General features: G+C 68.5%; 22 protein-coding genes. 14 read left to right on the top strand and 8 right to left on the bottom strand.

Annotated elements, in window-relative coordinates; translation table 11 throughout:
* Nucleotides 1–39 precede the first annotated feature (39 nt).
* The 5 genes from CXY82_RS05730 (at nt 40) to CXY82_RS05710 (ending at nt 5,778) form a co-directional block, all read left to right on the top strand.
* Nucleotides 40–1,317 (top strand): ABC transporter substrate-binding protein, encoded by a 1,278-nt coding sequence (locus CXY82_RS05730; RefSeq protein ID WP_104170080.1) that lies wholly within the window; start codon nt 40–42, stop codon nt 1,315–1,317.
* Between the two features lie 112 nt (nt 1,318–1,429).
* Entirely contained in the window at nt 1,430–2,416 is a 987-nt protein-coding gene (locus CXY82_RS05725; RefSeq protein ID WP_104170060.1) for a carbohydrate ABC transporter permease, read from the top strand.
* Entirely contained in the window at nt 2,413–3,255 is an 843-nt protein-coding gene (locus CXY82_RS05720; protein ID WP_104170059.1) for a carbohydrate ABC transporter permease, read from the top strand. Before CXY82_RS05725 ends, CXY82_RS05720 begins: the two co-directional genes overlap by 4 nt.
* Before the next feature lie 41 nt (nt 3,256–3,296).
* The gene (locus tag CXY82_RS05715) at nt 3,297–4,709 is read left to right on the top strand and encodes a GH1 family beta-glucosidase (protein ID WP_104170079.1); all 1,413 of its coding nucleotides are present in this window, start codon (nt 3,297–3,299) and stop codon (nt 4,707–4,709) included.
* Between the two features lie 40 nt (nt 4,710–4,749).
* On the top strand, nt 4,750–5,778 hold the full coding sequence (locus tag CXY82_RS05710; RefSeq protein WP_104170058.1) for a LacI family DNA-binding transcriptional regulator: 1,029 nt from the start codon (nt 4,750–4,752) through the stop codon (nt 5,776–5,778).
* A 119-nt stretch (nt 5,779–5,897) separates the two neighbouring features.
* Here the strand turns inward: CXY82_RS05710 and CXY82_RS05705 are convergent, their stop codons facing one another.
* Nucleotides 5,898–6,824, bottom strand: coding sequence for an LLM class F420-dependent oxidoreductase (locus CXY82_RS05705; protein ID WP_104170057.1), 927 nt, complete (start codon nt 6,822–6,824; stop codon nt 5,898–5,900).
* Nucleotides 6,821–7,831, bottom strand: a complete 1,011-nt coding sequence (locus tag CXY82_RS05700) for a site-specific DNA-methyltransferase (protein WP_104170056.1) — start codon at nt 7,829–7,831, stop codon at nt 6,821–6,823. The genes CXY82_RS05705 and CXY82_RS05700 overlap by 4 nt, the downstream gene beginning before the upstream one ends.
* 34 nt (nt 7,832–7,865) lie before the next feature.
* Here CXY82_RS05700 and CXY82_RS05695 point away from each other — a divergent pair, with 34 nt between their 5' ends.
* Nucleotides 7,866–8,198, top strand: a complete 333-nt coding sequence (locus CXY82_RS05695; protein ID WP_104099909.1) for a GNAT family N-acetyltransferase — start codon at nt 7,866–7,868, stop codon at nt 8,196–8,198.
* Nucleotides 8,199–8,222: 24 nt separating this feature from the next.
* Here the strand turns inward: CXY82_RS05695 and CXY82_RS05690 are convergent, their stop codons facing one another.
* Both CXY82_RS05690 and CXY82_RS05685 read right to left on the bottom strand, forming a co-directional pair.
* Nucleotides 8,223–9,272, bottom strand: a complete 1,050-nt coding sequence (locus CXY82_RS05690; RefSeq protein ID WP_104170055.1) for a biotin/lipoate A/B protein ligase family protein — start codon at nt 9,270–9,272, stop codon at nt 8,223–8,225.
* Nucleotides 9,273–9,281: 9 nt separating this feature from the next.
* On the bottom strand, nt 9,282–10,133 hold the full coding sequence (locus tag CXY82_RS05685) for an alpha/beta fold hydrolase (protein WP_104099911.1): 852 nt from the start codon (nt 10,131–10,133) through the stop codon (nt 9,282–9,284).
* A gap of 120 nt (nt 10,134–10,253) precedes the next feature.
* Here CXY82_RS05685 and CXY82_RS05680 point away from each other — a divergent pair, with 120 nt between their 5' ends.
* Together CXY82_RS05680 and CXY82_RS05675 are read left to right on the top strand one after the other, a co-directional pair.
* Nucleotides 10,254–10,730 carry a MarR family winged helix-turn-helix transcriptional regulator gene (locus CXY82_RS05680; RefSeq protein ID WP_104170054.1) on the top strand — a complete coding sequence of 159 codons (477 nt, stop codon included), beginning with the start codon at nt 10,254–10,256 and terminating at the stop codon, nt 10,728–10,730.
* Nucleotides 10,731–10,735: 5 nt separating this feature from the next.
* Nucleotides 10,736–12,049: an MFS transporter gene (locus CXY82_RS05675; RefSeq protein WP_104170078.1), complete on the top strand. Its 1,314-nt coding sequence runs from the start codon at nt 10,736–10,738 to the stop codon at nt 12,047–12,049.
* 240 nt (nt 12,050–12,289) lie between these two features.
* Here CXY82_RS05675 and CXY82_RS05670 read toward each other — a convergent pair whose 3' ends face one another.
* Nucleotides 12,290–13,756 (bottom strand): peptide MFS transporter, encoded by a 1,467-nt coding sequence (locus tag CXY82_RS05670; protein ID WP_104170053.1) that lies wholly within the window; start codon nt 13,754–13,756, stop codon nt 12,290–12,292.
* Nucleotides 13,757–13,871: 115 nt separating this feature from the next.
* On the opposite strand from CXY82_RS05670, the gene CXY82_RS05665 reads away from it, so the two are divergent.
* From CXY82_RS05665 to CXY82_RS05650, 5 genes are all read left to right on the top strand, one after another.
* Nucleotides 13,872–14,267 (top strand): sortase, encoded by a 396-nt coding sequence (locus tag CXY82_RS05665; protein ID WP_104170052.1) that lies wholly within the window; start codon nt 13,872–13,874, stop codon nt 14,265–14,267.
* A gap of 149 nt (nt 14,268–14,416) precedes the next feature.
* On the top strand, nt 14,417–14,971 hold the full coding sequence (locus CXY82_RS05660) for a glycerophosphodiester phosphodiesterase family protein (protein ID WP_104170051.1): 555 nt from the start codon (nt 14,417–14,419) through the stop codon (nt 14,969–14,971).
* Between the two features lie 149 nt (nt 14,972–15,120).
* On the top strand, nt 15,121–15,234 hold the full coding sequence (locus tag CXY82_RS18530) for a hypothetical protein (protein ID WP_370443684.1): 114 nt from the start codon (nt 15,121–15,123) through the stop codon (nt 15,232–15,234).
* Nucleotides 15,235–15,358: 124 nt separating this feature from the next.
* Complete coding sequence (locus CXY82_RS05655; RefSeq protein WP_104170050.1) at nt 15,359–16,159, top strand: FadR/GntR family transcriptional regulator; 801 nt, start codon at nt 15,359–15,361, stop codon at nt 16,157–16,159.
* 16 nt (nt 16,160–16,175) lie between these two features.
* Nucleotides 16,176–17,435 carry an alpha-hydroxy acid oxidase gene (locus CXY82_RS05650; RefSeq protein WP_104170049.1) on the top strand — a complete coding sequence of 420 codons (1,260 nt, stop codon included), beginning with the start codon at nt 16,176–16,178 and terminating at the stop codon, nt 17,433–17,435.
* A 108-nt stretch (nt 17,436–17,543) separates the two neighbouring features.
* Here CXY82_RS05650 and rocD read toward each other — a convergent pair whose 3' ends face one another.
* Both rocD and ddaH read right to left on the bottom strand, forming a co-directional pair.
* Nucleotides 17,544–18,788, bottom strand: a complete 1,245-nt coding sequence (rocD, locus tag CXY82_RS05645) for an ornithine--oxo-acid transaminase (protein ID WP_104170076.1) — start codon at nt 18,786–18,788, stop codon at nt 17,544–17,546.
* Nucleotides 18,789–18,796: 8 nt separating this feature from the next.
* On the bottom strand, nt 18,797–19,675 hold the full coding sequence (ddaH, locus tag CXY82_RS05640; protein WP_104170077.1) for a dimethylargininase: 879 nt from the start codon (nt 19,673–19,675) through the stop codon (nt 18,797–18,799).
* A gap of 347 nt (nt 19,676–20,022) precedes the next feature.
* Between ddaH and CXY82_RS05635 the strand changes: the two genes are divergently transcribed.
* The gene (locus CXY82_RS05635) at nt 20,023–20,460 is read left to right on the top strand and encodes an Lrp/AsnC family transcriptional regulator (protein ID WP_104099917.1); all 438 of its coding nucleotides are present in this window, start codon (nt 20,023–20,025) and stop codon (nt 20,458–20,460) included.
* 62 nt (nt 20,461–20,522) lie between these two features.
* On the opposite strand, the gene CXY82_RS05630 is transcribed toward CXY82_RS05635, so the two are convergent.
* Nucleotides 20,523–21,296, bottom strand: a complete 774-nt coding sequence (locus CXY82_RS05630; protein ID WP_233199225.1) for an ABC transporter permease — start codon at nt 21,294–21,296, stop codon at nt 20,523–20,525.
* Nucleotides 21,297–21,391 lie beyond the last annotated feature (95 nt).

Genomic DNA, 21,391 nt, shown 5'->3' with positions numbered 1-21,391 from the left:
CTTGCCTCCACCCATCAGCACGCACACAAGGGAGTGACCGTGAAGCGTTTCCCGCGCACCACACTTGCAGTAACAGTCGCCGGAGCAGCATCCTTCGCACTGGTTCTATCCGGTTGTTCAGCGAACGCCGGCGGAGAGCAGTCGACCGACGAAAACGTCAAACTGACCGTCGCGACGTTCAACGAATTCGGCTATGACGACCTGTTCGCCGAGTACGAGAAGGCCAACCCGAACGTCACCATCACGCACAAGAAGGCCGCCACCTCCAACGAGGCCCGCGACAACCTCACGACCCGTCTCGCCGCAGGCAGCGGCCTGAGCGACGTCGAGGCCATCGAGGTCGACTGGCTGCCGGAACTGCTCCAATACTCCGACCAGTTCATCGACCTCGCCTCTGACGACGTCGACGAGCGCTGGCTCGACTGGAAGACCGAGGCCGCGACGGATGCCGACGGCCGCCTGATCGCCTACGGCACCGACATCGGTCCGGAAGCCGTCTGCTACCGCTCCGACCTGTTCGCCGCCGCCGGTCTTCCGACCGACCGCGCCGAGGTCGCCGCACTCCTCGGCACCAGCTGGGAGAGCTACTACGCAGCCGGTGAGAAGTTCGCTGCTGCCGGCACGAACGTGCCGTGGTTCGACTCTGCCGGAGCCACCTGGCAGGGCGTCGTCAACCAGATCCCCAACGCCTATGAAGAAGAAGACGGCACCATCATCGCCACCGGGAACCCGGAGGTGAAGAAGGCCTACACGAGCGTGCTCGAGGCCAGCAGCACACTGTCCGCGCACCTCGGACAGTGGAGCGACGACTGGACCGCCAGCTTCCAGAACGACGGCTTCGCCACGATGCTCTGCCCGGGCTGGATGCTCGGCGTGATCTCCGGCAACGCTGAAGGCGTCGCCGGCTGGGACATCGCCGACACGTTCCCCGGCGGCGGCGGCAACTGGGGCGGCTCGTACCTGACCGTTCCCGAGCAATCCAAGAACCAGGCCGAGGCCCAGAAGCTCGCTTCCTGGCTGACCGCCCCGGAGCAGCAGCTCAAGGCGTTCGCGTCCAAGGGCACGTTTCCGAGCCAGCTCGAAGCCCTCGAGAGCGACAAACTCCTCGGCGCCACGAACGAGTTCTTCAACAACGCGCCGACCGGTGAGATCCTTGCCAACCGCGCCGCCGCTGTCGACGTGACCCCGTACAAGGGCGAGTTCTACTTCGCGATCAACGACGCCATGCAGCAGGCGCTCACCCGCGTCGAAGACGGCACCATGACGGCTGACGAGTCGTGGGCTCAGTGGGTCACCGACGTCGAGTCGCTCGGCTAACCAGCACCACCCCGCCGGTCGGGCCGGTCGAGACCACCTGGTCCCGGCCGGCCGACCTCGGTCTCGACCGGCTCACCCGGGCCTCGACAAGCTCAACCACCGAAGGACTTTCATGACTACCGCCGCCGCTGTCGAGGTGAATGCCCGCAGCATCCGCCGCATCGCCCTCAGCCACACACTGAGCCGCTGGGATGTGCGCTTCTCGCCCTACCTCTACATCTCCCCCTTCTTCCTCGTTTTCGCCGTCATGGGCCTCTTCCCGCTGCTGTACACGGCGTGGGTGTCGGTGCACGACTGGAACCTTATCGGCGGCCAGGGCGACTTCGTCGGCCTGGAGAACTTCGTCACGGTGCTGAGCCAGGGATACTTCTGGAACTCCCTGCGCAACACCTTCAGCATCTTCCTGCTCTCGAGCATCCCCCAGATCATCGTCGCGCTCGGCATCGCCGCCGTGCTCGACTTCAACCTGCGCGGAAAGACCTTCTGGCGCATGGGCGTGCTCCTCCCCTACGTCGTGGCCCCGGTCGCCGTCGCACTCATCTTCAACGACCTCTTCGGCGACAAGTTCGGCTTGATCAACAGCGCGATCATGAGCCTGGACCTCGAGCCCGTGCGCTGGCACGTCGACGTGATCCCCAGCCACCTCGCCATCGCCACAATGGTGAACTTCCGCTGGACCGGGTACAACGCCCTCATCTTCCTCGCCGCCATGCAGGCCGTCCCGCGCGACTACTACGAGGCCGCCATCATCGACGGCGCCAACCGCTGGCGCACCTTCGGGTCGATCACCCTGCCGCTGCTGCGACCGATCATCATCTTCGTCATCCTGACCTCGACGATCGGCGGGCTGCAGATCTTCGACGAGGCGCGCATGTTCGACAACGTCGGCCAGGGCGGAGCCAGTCGCCAGTGGCAGACGCTCACCCTGTACATCTACGAACTCGGCTGGAACCAGCGCAACTTCGGCCGGGCGTCCGCCGTGGCCTGGCTCCTGTTCCTGATCATCATCCTCATCGCTGTCATCAACTTCCTCATCACCCGTCGCATCGCGGGCACCGGCGACCGCAAGCTGCGCGTCCGCGCGAAAGGCATCTCATGAGCAAGACCATCATCGGCGGGCACGACCGTCGGCCGTCCCTCTGGGTCTACGGCATCCTGATCGCGGTTCTCCTCGGCTCGGCCTTCCCAATCTGGTGGTCGTTCCTGATCGGCAGCCAGGATGCCTCCGCGTTGAACCAGAACGGGATGATGTGGATCCCGGGCGGTAACTTCATCGCCAACGCGGCCACGGTCATCGACAGCATCCCGTTCTGGACGGCGCTCGGCAACAGCATCATCGTGTCGTCCGTGGTGTCGCTCAGCGTCGTGATGTTCTCGACGCTCGCCGGCTACGCCTTCGCCAAGCTGAAGTTCCGCGGCCGGGAAGGTCTGCTCATCTTCGTGATCGCGACCATGGCCGTGCCGACCCAGCTCGGCGTCGTGCCCCTGTTCATCGTCATGTCAAGGCTCGGCTGGACCGGCAGCCTCTGGGCCGTCATCGCGCCCGCCATGGTGACCGCGTTCGGCGTGTTCTGGATGACCCAGTACCTGCGCGACGCACTGCCCGACGAGCTGATCGAGGCGGTGCGCATGGACGGAGCGTCGATGATCCGCAGCTTCTGGCACATCGGTCTCCCGGCCGCCCGCCCGGCCGCGGCGATGCTCGCCCTGTTCACGTTCATCGGCACCTGGACCAACTTCTTCTGGCCGTTCATCGTGCTCGGCCCCGGCAACCCGACCCTCCCGGTTGCACTGCAGCAGCTGCAGGCCGCCTTCTACGTCGACTACTCGCTCGTGCTGGCCGGCGTGGTGCTCTCGATCATCCCGCTGATCCTGGTCTTCATCTTCCTGGGTAAGCAGCTCGTGGCCGGAATCATGCAGGGCGCGGTCAAGGGATGACCTCGTTCGGAACACTCGAAACAATCACCGAGAATATTGGTATGACCTCACACGTTCGTCCCTTCCCGCCCGAGTTCCTCTTCGGGGCGGCGACGGCCGCCTACCAGATCGAGGGCGCCGCCCATGAGGACGGCCGCACGGATTCCATCTGGGACACGTTCAGCCGCGTGCCGGGTGCTGTCCTCAAGGCCGACAACGGCGACGTCGCCTGCGACCACTACCACCGCTATCAGGGCGACGTCGCCCTGATGAAGGACCTGGGGCTGCAGACCTACCGCTTCTCCACCTCCTGGGCCCGGGTGCGTCCCGACGGTGGGCCGGTCAACCCGAAGGGCGTGGACTTCTACTCCCGCCTGGTCGACGAGCTCCTCGGCGCCGGCATCACGCCGTGGCTGACCCTCTACCACTGGGACCTGCCGCAGGCCCTCGAGGAGAAGGGTGGCTGGACCAACCGCGACACCGCCGCACGCTTCCGGGACTACGCCCTCACCGTGCACGACACCCTCGGCGACCGCGTGGGCGTGTGGACCACTCTCAACGAGCCGTGGTGCTCCTCCTTCCTCAGCTACACCGCCGGCGCCCACGCGCCCGGGCGCCAGAGCCCCCGGGACGGCCTGGCCGCCGCACACCACCTGCTCCTGGGGCACGGCCTCGCCGTCGAGGCGCTGCGCGAACGCGACTCGAAGCTCGAGCTCGGCATCACGCTCAACCTCACCGTCGCCAAGCCGGTCGATCCGACGCATGCGGGCGACGTGGATGCCGCGCGCCGCATCGACGGGCAGTTCAACCGGATCTTCCTCGACCCGGTCTTCCGCGGCTTCTACCCGGAGGATGTGCTCCAGGACGTGGCCGAGTACGGGCTGACCGATTTCATCCACGAGGGAGACCTGGCCCAGATCAACCAGCCGATCGACACCCTCGGCGTGAACTATTACCACGGCGACCTGGTCAGTGATCGCCCGGCCGAACATCCGTTGCTCGCCCAGGCCCCGACCGACCGCCTCACCCGGTCGCCGTTCCCGGCGGCCGACGGCGTCTACGACCACCCGCAGGGGCTGCCGCTGACCGCCATGGAGTGGGAGGTGCAGCCCGACGGGCTACGCGAACTGCTCGTTCGCGTGAACACCGACTACGCCGCCCCGACCGGCACGAGCCTCTACGTCACCGAGAACGGCGCGGCGTTCGACGACGTCGTCGCCGCGGACGGCAGTGTTCCGGATGCCCGGCGCACCGTATTCCTGACCGACCACCTGGGCGCCATCCTCGACGCGATCGATGAGGGAGTCGACGTCAAGGGCTACTTCTACTGGTCGCTGATGGACAACTACGAGTGGGCCTGGGGCTACGAGAAGCGCTTCGGCATCGTGCGGGTCGATTACGAGACCCAGGAGCGCACCGTCAAGGACAGCGGACGTTCTTACGCCGAGATCATCCGCAACCGCGCCCTCTCCTGAACCGGAACCGCGAGGGATGCGGGCAAAATATAATGGCGTCATGATAACGAGTGTGCGCCAGGTCCGTCCTTCGCAGCCCACCCTGGAAATGGTGGCCGAGGTGGCCGGGGTTTCCCGGGCCACCGTGAGCCGGGTCGTGAACGGGTCCACCAGGGTCAGCCCAGAGATCGTCGCCTCGGTGACGGAGGCCATCAACAAGCTCAACTATGTTCCGAACCGGGCGGCCCGCTCGCTCGCGAGCCGGCAGACCGAGGCCGTGGCCCTGGTCGTGCCTGAGGATATGACCCGGTTCTTCGGTGACCCCTACTTCGCCGCGGTCGTGCAGGGCATCACCCGCCGACTCGACCAAAGTGATTACACGCTCAACCTGCTCGTTGCGTCGAGCGACCCACGGCACAAGACTCTGCGCTACCTGCGCTCGGGCAACGTCGACGGGGCGCTCATCATCTCGCACCACACCGGCGACGACTTCGTGGCCGAACTCGACAAGACCATGCCGGTGGTCTTCGGCGGCCGGCCGTCGAACGCGGACAACCTCGCCGCCTACTTCGTTGACGTCGACAACGCGGCGGGTGCCGAGACGGGCACCCAGCACCTCGTCGACATCGGGCGCCGCCGCATCGGCTCGATCGCCGGCGCGGTGGACATGCCGGCCGGCATCGACCGCCTCACCGGGTTCGAGCGCACGCTGGAGCGGGCCGGGCTGCCCGCGGATGCCGTCGAACTCGCCGACTTCACGGCCGCCGGTGGCGCGGCAGCCACCCGCCGGCTGCTGGAGCGGTGCCCCGACATCGACGGCCTCTTCGTGGCGAGCGACCTGATGGCCACCGGGGCGGTGGATGTGCTGCGTGAGCTCGGCCGCTCTGTGCCCGGCGACGTGGCCATCGTCGGGTTCGACGACAGCCCGGCCGCGACGAGCGGCCCGGTGCCGCTGACCACGGTGAGCCAGCCCTCCGAGGAAATGGGCTACGCGATGGCGGACATTCTGCTGCGCCGGCTCGCCGCCGACGAGAGCATGCCGCACCGCACCCTCATGCCGACCCGTTTGGTACTACGCGAGTCGGCGTGACACGCGCGGCTTCCCCGGTGCGGGTGCTGCGCCGTTGCGCGCGTGGCGCGTCGGCAGCGTAGCGGCGCAGCACCCGCGCACCGGCAATACCGGCGGGACGGGCAGGACGGGCAGGGCGGTCAGGCCAGCTGAGGCATGACCTCGCGGGCGATGAAGTCCAAGTGGCCGAGGTCGGACAGGTCCATGATCTGCAGGTAGACGCACTCGACCCCGTCGTGGGCGAGGGCGCCGAGGCGGTCCACGACCTCGGACGCCGTGCCGGCCACGCCGTGCGCCCGCAGCTCGGCCGGTTCCCGGCCCACGGCCGCGGCCCGGCGAATGAAGTCTGCCTCGTTCGCGCCCGCGACGGCGATCAGCGCCGCCGAGTACACCAGCTCACGGGGATCGCGACCGATGGCCGCGCATGCAGCGCGCACGCCGGCGAACTTGGCCGGGACATCCGCGAAATCCGGGAACGGCAGGTTGAACTCGGTGGCGAAGCGGGCAGCCAGGGCCGGGGTACGCCTGGCGCCGCCACCGCCCACGATCACCGGGATGCGGGCCTGCACTGGCTTGGGCAGGGCGGGCGAGTCGACGAGCGTGTAATGCTCGCCGGCGAAGCTGTAGCGGTCGCCGACCGGGGTCTCCCAGAGCCCGGTCACGATCTCCAGCTGCTCCTCGAGCATGCCGAACCGCCTGGCCGGGAACGGGATGCCGTAGGCCAGGTGTTCCTGCTCGAACCAGCCGGTGCCGAGGCCGAGCTCGACCCGCCCGCCCGACATCTGGTCGACCTGCGCCACCTGGATCGCGAGGATCCCCGGCGGACGGTAGGTCACCGACGAGACCAAAGTGCCCAGGCGGATGCGCCGGGTCTCCCGGGCGAGGCCCGCCAGGGTGGTCCAGGCATCCGTCGGCCCCGGCAGCACGGGAGCCGTGTCTCCCATCGCGAGGTAGTGGTCGGAGCGGAAGAACGCGTCGAAGCCGAGCGTCTCCGTGGCCTGGGCCACGGCGAGGATGTCGTCGTAGGAGGCACCCTGCTGCGGTTCGGTGAAAATGCGAAGTCTCATGCTCCCAGCCTTGCCCCGGGCCGGTCGGCGCCGAAATCGAACAGCGCCGGCTGGGCCGGCTCCGGCGCGGCCGGCTCGGGCGCGGCCGGCTCGGGCGCGGCCGGCTCGAATCCGCCGGGCAGGAACTCCACCGCGGGCAGCAGCGCGAAGCGCGTGCGCATGACCTGGATCGACTCGGGGTTCTGGTCCACCAGCACGAAGCGGCGGCCGAGGGCCGCGGCAACCGCGCCCGTCGTGCCGCTGCCGGCGAAGAAGTCGAGCACCCAGTCCCCCTCGCGGCTGGACGCCTGGATCATACGGCGCAGGATGCCGACGGGCTTCTGGGTGGGATAACCGGTCTTTTCCTTGCCGGTGGGCGACACGATCGTGTGCCACCAGACATCCGTCGGCAGCTTGCCCTTCGCGACCTTCTCGGGGGTGACCAGACCGGGCGCCATGTAGGGCTCGCGGTCGACCGTGGTCGAGTCGAAGTAGTACCGGGCCGGGTTCTTCACGTAGACCAGGATCGTGTCGTGCTTGGTCGGCCAGCGGTTCTTCGACTTCGCGCCGTAATCGTAGGCCCAGATCAGCTCGTTCAGGAAGCAGTCCCGGCCGAAGAGGGCGTCGAGCAACACCTTGGCATAGTGCGCCTCGCGGTAATCGAGGTGCAGGTAGAGGGTGCCGTCCTCGGACAGGAGGCGCCAGGCCTCGATCAGGCGCGGCTCGAGGAAGGCCCAATAGTCCTCGAACTGGTCGTCGTAGCCGAGCAGGTCACCCTTGATCCGCTCGTACCGCTGGCCCTTGAAACCAGTGATGATGCCCGCGGCGTCCGCACCCAGGGCGACGGATACCGGGCTCGCCGGTGCGCGCACCGACGTCGTGGTCTGCCGGTTCTGCTTGCGCCCCGTGTTGAACGGCGGGTCCAGGTAGATCAGCGTGAAGGCCGCGTCGGGCAGCTGCGGCAGAACCTCGAGGTTGTTCGCGTGGACGACACGGCTGGGGGAGGAGGGAGACCACGCGATCGGCATTCCTTCATTGTGTCAGGCAGCCTACGCTGAGGGGATGACACCAGATGCAGCATCCCCGGAAACGACCGGGGAATCCGACTCGGTCGTATTCCGCCACGAACCGGCCCTGGCCCGGTACACGCTCGAGCTCGCCGGCACCACCGTGGGCTTCGCCGACTACGAGGTCGCCGGCCAGGATGTGCTGTTCACCCACGTCGAGGTGGACCCGGCGCACCGGGGCGAAGGGCTGGCGGGCATCCTCGTCGAGCAGGCGCTCGACGATGTTCGCACCCGCACCACGCTCACGGTCGTGCCGGTGTGCCCCTACGTTGTGCGCTGGATCGACCTGCACGCCGAGTACCAGGACCTGCTCACGCGCGGACGGTAGCCCGCGTATTGACGGCCCCGTGGCCTAGGGAACCCGCCCGATCCACTCCTCGGTGCCGAACTTGGTCTCTACCAGCTCGGTCGCCCTGGCATATTCCGCTTCGGTGATCTCACCGGCGACGGCGCCATAGAGCCCGGTGAAGGTCGCCTTCATCCGGTCGATGATCGCATCCCGGCTGAGGCCGGTCTGGCTGCGCAGCGGGTCGACGCGCTTCGCGGCGCTCGTGATGCCCTTGTCGCTGAGTTTCTCCCGGCCGATGCGGAGCACCTGCACCATCTTGTCGCCGTCCATGTCGTAGCTCATGGTGACGTGGTGCAGCACGGCGCCGCTGCCGAGACGTTTCTGCGCGGCCCCGCCGATCTTGCCCTTGGGGCTCGTGATGTCGTTCAGCGGCTGGTAGTAAGCGTCGATGCCGAGGGATTTGAGCGCCGTGAGCACCCACTCGTCGAGGAATGCATAGGAGTCAGCGAACGTCATGCCCTGAACGAGGTCGGTCGGTGCGTAGATCGAGTAGGTGATGACCGAGCCGGCTTCCATGAACATGGCGCCGCCGCCGCTGATCCGGCGCACGACGGTGAAGCCGTGCTTGGCGGCCTGGACCGGGTCGACCTCGTTCTTCAGGGACTGGAAGCTGCCGATGACGACGGCCGGCTCCGTCCATTCCCAGATCCGCAGCGTGGGGTTGCGGCGCCCCTCGCCGACCTCGATCGCGAGCACCTCGTCAAGCGCCATCTGCATGACGGGAGCGACAGCCTTGGTGTGGATCAGCTGCCACTCGTAGTCGCGCCAGCCGCTGGCCTGGGCGAGGGAGCGACGGATGGCCACCGCCACCGATTCGGGCGAGAACCCGAGCAGCGTGGCATGAGCCGGGAGCGCGGCGCGCACTGCGGCGGCGATGCTGACCGCGTCGCTGTCGGCGGACAGGCCGTTCACGGCCGCGTTGATGTCGCCGAGCGCACTATCGGGTTCGAGGAAGAAATCACCGGCCAGCCGGAAGTCGACGATCGTGTTGTCGACGACATCGAGATCGACGACGACGAGCTTGCCGCCTGGAACTTTATATTCACCGTGCATGACGCCAGCCTAATCGGCGCGCACGGCAAAACGTTTGGCCAGCCACCCGATCAGGTCGTCGAAGACATCCTCACGGTTCGTCTCGTTGAACACCTCGTGACGGGCACCGGGGTAGGTGATGACCCGGATGTCCCGAAGTCCCGACCGCCCGGAATAGGCCCGAACCAGCCTGCGAGCGCTGCGCTCCCCGCCCACGATGTCGTCACCGCCGACCAGGATGAGCAGCGGCAGGCCCGGCGGCAGGTCGCGGCCCGGCCTGCCGAAGAGGCGCGCCGCCTCTCGCAGCCCGAACAGCTTGGCCAGCGGGGTCGTGGTCGTGAGCGGGTCGGCGATGAAAGCGCGGGCCACCTCTGGATCGCGGCTGAGCCACTCCACCCCGGTGTCGCCGAGGTGCTTGTGTCGGCGGTTGAGGTCGCCGCTGTCCAGGTAGCCGGGCATCCGGTAGGCCGTGCCGCTGAGCACGACCGCGTCGTAGTCGGCGGCGTGCGCGTTGACGATCATCTGCACCATGAAGGACCCCCAGCTGTGGCCGAGCAGCACGAGCGGCAGGTCAGGGTGAGTGGCGCGGATGATCCCACTCAGCTGGCGTACGCCGGCCACTGCCGCGCGCAGTCCGCCGGGGCCGAGGCGGCCGAGGCGGGACAGGTCGCCGTCATACTGGTGCACTCCGGTCTGGCCGTGGCCGCGGTGATCGTCGGCGTAGACCGTGTAGCCGGCCGTGTTCAGTCGGGTGGCGAGCTCCGCATACCGCTGCGCATGCTCACCGACCCCGTGAGCGAGCTGCACGATGGCCCGCGGGCGATCGACCGGCCAGGTGAAATACGTGATCGAGACGCCAAAGTCATCCGTGTAGGTAGGCACGAGGCCAGTCTGGCAGGACTCGCCCCGCGCGTCTCTGGATTCCGGTTCTTTGCCGTCGATCCTGAACTAGGCTGCGAGCAGGGAATACTTAGCGAGGCTAAGTGGTTAGGGTGGGTAGCTATGGAATCTTCACCGACATCTCACGTGCTTGTGCCGGAGGTCTCCCCTGGTCGACGTGCGACGGTAGCCGAGCTGAGTCACGATTTCCGGCTGGCCAACGGCCGGCTGGCCCGCCGCCTGCGGCAGGAGAAGGCCGACAATGAGCTCAGCTCGAGCCAGTTCTCGGCACTCGGCACCCTGTTTTTCCATGGCCCGTTCACCCTCCGCGAGCTCAGCGAACGCGAGCGGGTCACGCCGCCGTCGATGAACCGCACGGTCAACGCGCTGGTCGAGGCTGGCCTCGTGAACCGGGCCGGCTCTGCCGACGACGGCCGCAAGGTGGTGCTCACGGTGACCGACCAGGGGCGCACCCTGATGCGGGAGACGCGCAAACGCCGGGATGCCTGGCTCGCCCAGCGCATCGTCACGCTCAGCCCCGACCAGCACCGGATCCTCACCGAGGCCGTCGACATCATGAAGGAACTCGCCAACAGTTGAACAACATGTTCCGCTCCCTGAGCATCCCGAACTATCGAATCTGGTTCGCGGGGGCCCTCGTGTCGAACATCGGAACCTGGATGCAGCGCACGGCCCAGGACTGGATCGTGCTGACCGAACTGACCGATTACAACGCCACCGCGGTGGGCATCGTGATGGCTTTGCAATTCGGGCCCCAGCTCGTGCTGATGCCCTGGTCCGGCCTCATCGCGGACCGGTTCAACCGGCGCAGACTGCTCATCCTGACGCAGACCCTGATGGGCCTGCTCGCCCTCGGCCTCGGTGTGATCACCGTCACCGGCGTCGCGGAGCTGTGGCACGTCTACCTCTTCGCCCTGGGCCTCGGGATCGTCGCGGCGATCGACGCCCCCGCTCGCCAGACCTTCGTGTCGGAGCTGGTCTCCGACAACGACCTCCCGAACGCCGTGGCCCTCAACTCCGCATCGTTCAACGGCGCCCGGCTGATCGGGCCGGCCGCCGCGGGGCTGCTCACGGTCGCCGTCGGCGCCGGCTGGGTCTTCATGATCAACTCGGCGACGTTCGCGGCGACGGTGCTCGCGATGACTCTTCTGCGCACCGTTCAGCTGAGGCCGCAGCCGCGGGCCTCCCGCGAGCGGGGACAGCTGATGGCTGGCTTCCGGTACGTGTCCCGCCGGCCAGACATCATCGTCGTGTTGATCACCGTCTTCCTGGTGGGCACCTTCGGCTTCAACTTCGCGATCTTCACGGCGACGATGGCCACGGTCGAGTTCGGCATGGGTGCCAGCGAGTTCGGGCTGCTCAGTTCGATCATGGCCATCGGCTCCGTCGCGGGCGCGCTGATGGCCGCCCGTCGCGGCCGGCCGCGGCTGCGTCTGGTCATCGTCGGATCCTTCGCGTTCGGCCTGTCCTGCGCTGTGGCCGCGGTGATGCCCAACTACCTGACCTTCGCGATCTCCCTGACCTTCGTCGGCCTGTCCTCGCTGACCCTGATGACCACCGCGAACGCCTACGTGCAGACCACGACGCGGCCGGCCATGCGCGGCCGGGTGATGGCGCTCTACATGGCGATCTTCGCCGGCGGCACGCCACTCGGGGCGCCCCTGGTGGGCTGGGTAGCCGACCAGTTCGGCCCGCGCTGGGCGCTCGGCGTGGCCGCGCTCTCGGGCCTCCTCGCGGCCGGGGCGGTGCTCTTCTGGATGGTGCGCTACCGCAGCCTGCGGGTACGGTTCCGCCGGGGCGTGACCCCACGAGTGCGGGTGCACCACGACGGAGACGGCCGCACCGCCGAGACCGCCACCCGCGAAATCGCGATCGTCGAGGCCACGGCGACGCGCTAGCGGAGTGAGACCTGACGAGCCTGGCGGCAGTTCTCCCCGAACGAATTCGACGGAGATTCTGCCCAAATCGTTGCCATAAGGCCCGAAAAAGCAGGTTTCGCTCAGATTCTCCGTCGAATTGGTTCAACACCGGACACCGCCCACCCCTGCTGAACAGAGTCCGCGCGGTGCAGCCAGCTCTGAACCTGTGGGGCGCAACACAACGAATCGCTTGGCACCCACTCGGCTGACGGATGCCGGTCAGCGCACGCCGTTCATCAGCCGCAGGATCGGTCGGGCGATCAGTGCGAGCAACAGCCCGAGCACGATCGCGACCCCGCCGATCACGCTGAAGTAGACCGTCTCCGACACCGATGTGTACCACTCGGCGAGCCAGCCGGACACCGCGGTGCCCAGGGCGATCGAGAGGAAGAACAGCGCGACCATCTGGGTCTTGAAGAGTTCCGGGGCGAGCCGCGTCGTGACGGCCAGGCCGACCGGCCCGATCAGAAGCTCCGCCACCGTGAGCACGAACAGGATCGCGATCATCGCGATCAGTGGCGTCGAATTCGCGCCGCCGTCGACGAACGGGAGGAACAGCAGGAACGCGGAACCCATCAGCACGGTGCCGAACGCGAACTTGACCGGGGTGGACGGCTGACGCGAACCCCAGCGCGTCCACAGCGCGGCGAAGGCACCCGAGAGCAGGATGATGAAGACCGGGTTGAACGACTGCACCCACGACACCGGCAGCTCCCAGCCGAACACGTCGCGGTTGAGCCGTTCGTCGGCGTAGATGGTCACCACCGTGAACTGCTGCTGGGAGAGGGACCAGAACGCGGCACTGGCCACGAACAGCGGCATGAACGCGTAGACGCGCTTGCGCTCGAGGGCGGTGATCTGACGGTTACGCAGGATGACCACGAAGTAGGAGACCGTGGCGATCAGGGTCAGCGCGATAACGATGGTGACCAGGCCGGATGCCGTGATCACGCCGAGCAGGACCAGCACCACGATCACGACGATCGTTACGATCGCGGCCCAGAGGTAGCCGGCGTGGCGCGACGCCGGCAGCGGGTTCGGCACCTCGTGCACGATGGCCGGCAGGCGCTTGCGGCCGAAGGAGTACTGCACCAGGCCGATCGCCATTCCCACGGCGGCGAGCCCGAACCCGTAGTGGAAGCCGAGGGTCGTCTGCAGCAGGCCGGTCAGGACCGGCCCGAAGAAGGCACCCAGGTTGATGCCGAGGTAGAAGAGCGAGAAGCCCGCGTCGAGCCGAGGATCGTCCTTGGCGTAGAGCGCGCCCACGACGCTGGTCGCGTTGGCCTTGAGCCCGCCGCTGCCCAGCGCGATCAGGATGAGCCCGGTCGCCACGCCGCCGAGGCCCGGCAGGAGCGCGAGCGCCACGTGCCCCACCGCGATCACGATGGCGCTGAAGAAGAGCACCCGCTCCGAGCCCACCAGGCGGTCGGCCACCCAGGCTCCCAGGATGGTCGACAGGTAGACGCCGCCGCCGTAGGCCCCCACGATGCCTGCCGCGGTGGCCTGCGGGATCCCGAGGCCGCCGTCGGCCGCGGAGTAGTACAAATAGAGCAGCAGGATGCCCTGCATCCCGTAGAACGAAAACCGCTCCCACATCTCGACGCCGAACACGTTGGCGAGGGCGCGAGGCTGTCCGAGGAAGCTTCGGTCGTCGCGGGTGGGGGATTGTTCAACAGCCGAGCTCATTGCTTGACCTTACCGTGTGCCCCCAGACCTGGGGGCATCGGCCGGGTCGCGGCATCCGGTCCGGTGGCGCGGTACGATTTTGCCCGTACCGTTACGACGACCGGGAAGGGGCCACGTGGACGCCTACTCGCTCATTTCCCTCCTCAGCGAGGTGCTGACCCTGGTCGGCCTGGCCGTCGGCGGGGCACTCTTCGCGGCCGGTCTCGTCGCGCGCGGCGTGAAGGGTCGCTGGGTACTGACGGATGGCGTCATCGCGTCCTCCCGGGCCGGAACGGTCATCCGCTGGTTCGACCGTGACGGCGAGGTGCACGAGTGCCCGGCGAACACACACGAGACGCACGGGCTCGCGCCCGGCGACGACGTGCCGGTCTGGTTCAGCCTCCGCACCCCCTCCCGGTGCCGCACCCACACCCCGGAGGCCGAGGGCCGGGCACTGCGCCTGACCGGCCTGATCCTGCTCGGCATCGGTGCCGCGTCCGGCGTGCTCGGCATCGTGCTGCTCTTCATCTGAGATCCTCTGCGTTCGCACGGAGCCCGCCGCCGTGACCAGGCCCGGTCAGCGCTCGGAACGACCTCTCCACCCCGGCCACGTCCGGTTTACAGCGTGGAGAACCGGAGGCAGACTGCCGCCGGTTCACGCAACTCCAGGGGAACCACGCAATGTGCACAATCCTGATCTCGGCGGCCGCCGCCGCCATCCTCGCCGGGGCCGTCACCGGGACGTTCGGGGCCTCGCCGGCCCGGGCCGCTCCCTCCGATCCGGGCACGCCGGCCGCCACAACCGCCGATCCGTCCGGCTCCGAAACGACCGGCACGGTGAACGCCCTTCGGTCCAACCAGCGCAATGGATCATTCGATCTGCAGTCGCACCGCGGTGGCCGCGGCCAGTGGACCGAGGAATCACTGACCGCCTTCGCCGGGTCTCTCGAGTTGGGTGTGAGCACACTCGAGCTGGACACCCATTCGTCCAGTGACAACCAGGTGGTGGTGTGGCACGACGACGTGATGACGTCCAGCAAATGCGCCGACGCCGCGCCCGCGTTCCCCGGCGACCCGGCCTTTCCCTATGCCGACGACCGGGTGCGCGACCTGAGCCTGGCCGAAATCCGCACCCTGGACTGCGGCTACCAGCAGTTGCCGGGCTTCCCTGAGCAGGCGAACACCCCCGGCAGTCGGATCGGTCAGTCCTGCAGAGCTTCGACTGGGCGTCACTGAACCTCACCCGGCAAATCGCCCCGGATCTGACCCTGGGGGCCCGATCGAGCGGGGATTCCTGGCCGAGCGTCGGGCAGCCCGGATCCAGCCCGAACCTGGGCGGCATCGGCCTCCCGGTCGTCCCGTGGACGGCGAACGAGACCGCGAACTTGACCAGCCTGATGGAGGAGGGAGTGGACGGCATCATCACCGACTACCCCGACCGCCTCCGCACGGTCCTCGAGGAGCGCGGCCTGAAGGTGCCGGCGGCGTACACCCGGTGACGGATGCGCCCCGGGCGCTGGTGCGCACCGGGCGCGTCGTGTAGCGTGTGGTCAGACCACACCGCCCGACGCGTGGTCCCCCGTCGGGCACACCGCATGCCACCCCAACGTCGAGGAGGAGCCCGTGAGCATTGAACGCCGTGCCTGGGAAGTCGTGTTGCAGAGCATCGAGCTGGATCTCCTCAGTGGGCGACTACGCCCGGGTGACCATCTTCCGCCCGAGCGGGCCCTCGCCGCCGAGCTGGGCGTCGGACGGTCCAGCGTGCGCGAGGCCATCCGGGTGCTCGAAGTGCTCGGGCTGCTTCGCACGTCCGCCGGGTCGGGGCCCACGGCGGGTGCGATCATCGTGGCCCTGCCCGGCGGCGGCATGTCGGCGCTGATGCGTCTGCAGGTGGCGGCGCAGGGGTTCCCCGTCGCTGACGTGGTCAAGACCCGGCTGGTGCTCGAGGCCTCGGTCGTGACCGAGCTGGCGGAGGCATCCGCCCAGGCCAGTTCCACCATGGACGCCAACGCCTCCCTGCACCCCGACCTGACGACGCCCGAGCTGCTGCTCTACGCCATGGAGTCTCCCGCGCTGACCGAGGGGGAATTCCTGGCCCTCGACGCCGCGTTCCACCTGGCCCTGGCCACCGCATCGGGCAACCAGGTCGTGACCGCCACGATGGCGGGGCTGCGCAGTGCCATCGAGGGCTATGTGCGGGCGGGCGCGACCAGCCTCGCTTCCTGGCCCGACACCTCCGCCCGGCTCCGCACCGAACACCGCGCGATCCTCGGCGCGATCGAGGCCGGCGATCCCCCGGCCGCCCGCAGCCTCGTGCAGTCCCATATCGCGGGTTACTACGCCGAAACCCACCTTGCCAACCACCTGCCCGACCTCTTCGCCAACGACCACACGGATGCCAACGGGCACCCGGTGGCCCGATAGAAAGGACCCTTCGACCATGGTTCAACGACGCATCCCGAAGATCAAAGACCTTGCCCCGCTGATGCACTTCAAGACCCCCGAGCTGAACGCGAAGAGGCGCCGCCTCGAGGGCGCGCTCACCATCTACGACCTGCGCGACATCGCCAAGAAGCGCACCCCCAAGGCCGCGTTCGACTACACCGACGGCGCCGCCGAGGCCGAGCTGTCGCTGGGCCGTGCCCGCCAGGCCTTCGAGGACATCGAGTTCAACCCGTCGATCCTGCGGGACGTGTCGGCCGTGTCGACGGGCTGGGACGTGCTCGGCGCCCCCGTGGCCCAGCCCTTCGGAATCGCCCCGACCGGGTTCACCCGGATGATGCAGACCGAGGGTGAGATCGCGGGCGCCCACGTCGCGGCCCGGGCCGGCATCCCCTTCTCCCTGTCGACCATGGGCACCACGTCGATCGAGGACGTCAAGGCCGCGAACCCCCACGGGCGCAACTGGTTCCAGCTCTACATGTGGAAGGACCGCGACCGCTCGATGGCGCTCGTGGACCGGGCCGCGAAGGCCGGCTACGACACCCTGCTGGTGACTGTGGACGTGCCCGTGGCGGGCGCGCGCCTGCGCGACAAGCGCAACGGTTTCTCGATCCCGCCGGCCCTGACCGCCGGAACGGTCATCAACGCACTGCCGCGGCCGGAATGGTGGATCAACTTCCTCACCACCGAACCGCTCGCCTTCGCCAGCCTCGACCGCTGGAGCGGCACAGTCGCCGACCTGCTCGACACCATGTTCGACCCCACCGTCACCTTCGAGGACCTGGCCTGGATCAAGGCGCAGTGGCCCGGCAAGATCGTCGTCAAGGGCGTACAGAGCCTGGCGGATGCGCGCACGCTCGCCGACCTCGGCGTGGACGGCATCATCCTCTCCAACCACGGCGGGCGCCAGCTCGACCGCGCCCCGATCCCGTTCCACCTGCTGCCGAACGTCGTGCGCGAGGTCGGCAGCGAATACGAGGTGCATCTGGACACGGGCATCATGAGCGGCGCCGACATCGTCGCGTCCGTCGCCCTCGGTGCCCGCTTCACCCTGGTCGGCCGCGCCTACCTCTACGGCCTGATGGCCGGCGGCGAGGCCGGCGTCGACCGGGCCGTCCAGATCCTCTCCGAGCAGGTCTCCCGCACCATGCGACTGCTCGGCGTGAACAGCCTGGAGGAGCTCGAGCCGGGCCACGTCACCCAGCTCGCACGCCTCGGCCGCATCGCGCAGCCGGTGGCGGCATCCGTCGGCGTGTAGCGCCGTGGCCGCCCGGCCGGTCGGACCTCGCCGAGTGTCGCCGTTTGTGCCGAGCTGACCCGTTCCAATGGGTCAACTCGGCACAAGCGGAATAACTCGGCGGCTCGGCTACGCGGCGGCGAGCTCTGCGAGCACGGCGGCCAATTGCTCGACCGCCCAGTCGAGGTCGGCCTCGGAGACCACGATCGGCGGGGCCAACCGGATGGTGAAGCCGTGGGTGTCCTTCGCGAGCACGCCGCGGGCCAGGAGGGCCTCGCAGACCACCCGGCCGGGGGCCAGCGTCGGGTCGATGTCGATGCCGGCCCAGAGGCCGGCGCCACGCACGGCCACGACGCCCTGGCCGATCAACCCGGTCAGCCCGTCGTGCAGGCGGGCGCCGAGAACGCGCGCGCGCTCCTGCTGCTCGCCGGTGGCCAGCAGTTTCACCACGGCGAGGCCGACGGCCGCCGCCAGCGGGTTGCCGCCGAAGGTCGAGCCGTGCTCGCCGGGGCGGAGCACGCCGAGGATGTCCCGATTGCCGACGACCGCCGAGACCGGCACGATGCCGCCGCCGAGTGCCTTGCCGAGCAGGTAGAGGTCAGGAACGACGCCCACCAGGTCGCAAGCGAAGGTCGCTCCCGTGCGGCCGAGGCCGGACTGGATCTCGTCGGCGATGAACAGCACATTGTGGCGGTTCGTGATCTCGCGCACGGCCGGCAGGTAGTCGGCCGGCGGCACGACGATGCCGGCCTCGCCCTGGATGGGCTCGAGCAGCACCGCGACCGTGTTCGCGTCGATCGCAGCCTCGAGGGCCGCGGCGTCTCCGTAGGGAACCGTGCGGAACCCCGGCGTGAACGGCCCGAAATCCTTACGGGCCGACTCGTCGTCGGAGAAGCTGACGATCGTGGTGGTGCGGCCGTGAAAGTTCTCCCCGGCCACGATGATGTTCGCCATCCCGGCGGCGACGCCCTTGACCCGATAGCCCCAGGCGCGGGCCACCTTGATGCCGGACTCCACCGCCTCGGCGCCCGTGTTCATCGGCAGGACCATGTCCTTGCCGGAGAGCTCGGCGAGCGCGGTCACGAACGGGCCGAGCTGGTCGTTGTGGAAGGCGCGGCTGGTGAGCGTGATGCGGCCCAGTTGCTCGCGAGCGGCGTCCAACAGGAGCGGGTTGGAGTGGCCGAAGTTGACCGCGGAGTACGCGGCCAGGCAGTCCAGGTAGCGGCGGCCGTCGACATCCGTCACCCAGGCGCCGTCGCCGGACGCGACGACCACGGGCAGCGGATGGTAGTTGTGGGCCGCGTGCTCGTCTTCCAGCGCGATATACGCGGCCTGTCCGAGCGCGACAACCGGGGCGGTGGCCTGGTCGGTCATCGGGGCGGTCATCGGCGCAGCTCCAGGGTGCAGCACTTCACGCCTCCTCCACCGAGCAGCAGCTCGGACAGGTCGACCCCGATCGGGTTGAAGCCGCGGGCGCGCAGTTGGGCCTCGAAGCCCTTCGCCCGCGCGGCGATGACCACGTTGTAGCCGTCGGAATAGGAGTTGAGGCCGAGGATGGCCGCGTCCTTCTCGGCGACGATGATGGCGTCCGGGAATCGCTCGCGCAGGATGGCCAGGCTCGGCTCGTCGAACGCGCTCGGCAGGTAGGCGATCTCGCCGTTGCCCGTGGCCGGCGACGCGTCGAGCACGGCGATGGCCGTGTCGAGGTGGTAGAAGCTCGGATTGATCAGGTTGAGCGTGATCACGGGGCGGCCGTAGATCGCCGACACCTCTTCATGGCTGTTCGAGGCGCTGCGGAACCCGGTGCCCGCGAGGATCACGTCGCCCACGAGCAGGAAGTCGCCCTCGCCCTCGTTGATCTCCGCCGGCACGCGCACGTCGAATCCGTTGGCGCCGAACCAGTCCATGTAGGCCGGACCTTCCGGCTGGCGTTCGGCGTAGGTGAAGGCCGCGCCGTAGGAGATGTTGTCGATGACGAATCCGCCATTGGCCGCGTAGACCATGTCCGGCAGGCCGTCGACGGGGTCGATCAGGTGCACGTCGAAGCCGAGGCCGACATAGGTGTCGTGAAGCGTTTGCCACTGGGCGACGGCGAGCGCGGTGTCCGTCGGGATGGCGGGATCCATCCAGGGGTTGATGCGATAGACGACGGAGAAGAAGTCGGGCTTGCACATCAGCACGGTGCGCTTGACGGGCGTGCGCACGGGGAGGGCCGGCGAGACGAGCTCGTCCAGGTTCGGGGCGGTGAGGTTGGTCGACATGGTGACTCCTTTGGCGGCCATCCGCCCCCTTCGGGTGAGGTCGGCTGGCGGGGTGGATGGCGGACCAGGTCACTCACGAGAGCTCTGCCGGCACGAAACGCCTGGGCAGAGACGCCATCTTTAGTCTCACACAGCACGAATCGGATGTGCACCCCACTCTGCGCCGAAAACGTGCGCACGTCCGGCCCCTCACGCAGTTTTCCGCCACAACGGGCGATGACGGATGCCGCACGTCCGCCCGTTGGTCCGCTCGCCACGGCGCAGCTATCCAGTGAATTGCGCTATCGTGCGCGGGTTTTCTGCGTTCATGAGTGCGCCAGCGCAACGATGCCCCCTAGACTCTCGGCATGGACAACCTCGACCGTGGCATTCTCGACCTGCTCCGCCAGAACGCCCGGGCGGGCTACGGCGATATCGGCTCGGTCGTCGGACTCTCGGCGTCGGCCGTGAAACGCCGGGTCGACCGGCTCGTGGCCGACCGCGTCATCCGCGGTTTCACCATCCAGGTGGATCCGGCCATCGACGGCATGAGCACCGAGGCCTACGTCGAGCTGTTCTGCCGCGGCACCGTGGCGCCCGAGGAATTGCTGCGCATCCTGTCCGGGGTGCCGGAGGTCGTGGACGCCGGAACCGTCACGGGCAGCGCCGACGCCATCGTGCACATCCGGGCCCGGGACATCCCCGGTCTGGAGGCGGCGCTGGAAAAGGTGCGTTTGGCACCCAACGTGGACCACACCCGCAGCGCGATCGTGCTCTCCCGGCTGATTCACCGCTCCGCCGAGTAGCCGCCCGGCTCCCAGAAGGATCGGACCGGCCGGCGCCGAGGACATCAGCGCGGCGCGTGTCGCTAGCCCGGCACCGGGACGGGGCGCCGGGTCACGGGGGCCAGCAGGTGGATCAGGGCGACCGCCGCGATCGATCCGGCGCAGAGGATGCCGGCAAGCACCACGATCTGGAACCTCCCTGCCTCGAGCGGCGAGGCTCCACCGAAAATCGCTCCCACGAAGGCTCCGGGCAGCGTGACCAGCCCGGTGGTCTTCGTCTGGTCGGTCGAGGGGATCAGGGCGAAGTACACCGCGCGGCAGGCCAGTTCCCGGGTGGACTGGCGCGGGGTGGCGCCGAGGGCCAGCCAGCCCTCGACCTCCTCCCAGTGCTCGGTCACGCCCTCGGTGAAGCGCCGGCCGGAGAGCGTGGCGATCGACATGGCGTTGCCCATGATGATGCCGCCGAACGACAACACGTAGCGCGGCGTGAACTCGAGCGCGCCGGTGCCGAAGACCACGAGGAGGGTGACCATCACGCCCAGGCCCATCGAGGCGGCCACCCAGGTCGCGTGCCGCCGGGTGGCGCCGATCCGGCGGGTGACCGTGCCGACCGCAGCGGTGAACATGACCGCCAGACCCACGCCGACCCAGAACGGGTCGGAGATGATGCCGCTCAGGATCAGGCTGATCGCGGCGAGCTGCAGGGCGCCGCGCAGCACGGCGAGGGCCGGTGCGAACGGATGCGGCACCCGGTAGCCGTGCAGCACCAGCGTGACGATCGCGATGAGCAGCGCGATCCCGAGCAGGGTCGGCGCCAGTCCGGCCAGCTGGGCGGGGAGGTCGCGGGGCCAGGTCACGTGACGAGCCTAGCGAGCCGCCGCGCCCGGCAGGCCCCGGTGATCGGAATCCGTCAACGACTGGGCTCCGTCAGCGCGTGGAAGGGGCGCTGGCG

Source organism: Cryobacterium sp. M23, from assembly GCF_002929655.1.
GTDB lineage: Bacteria > Actinomycetota > Actinomycetes > Actinomycetales > Microbacteriaceae > Cryobacterium > Cryobacterium sandaracinum.
This window is presented reverse-complemented; position numbering and strand designations above follow the sequence as displayed.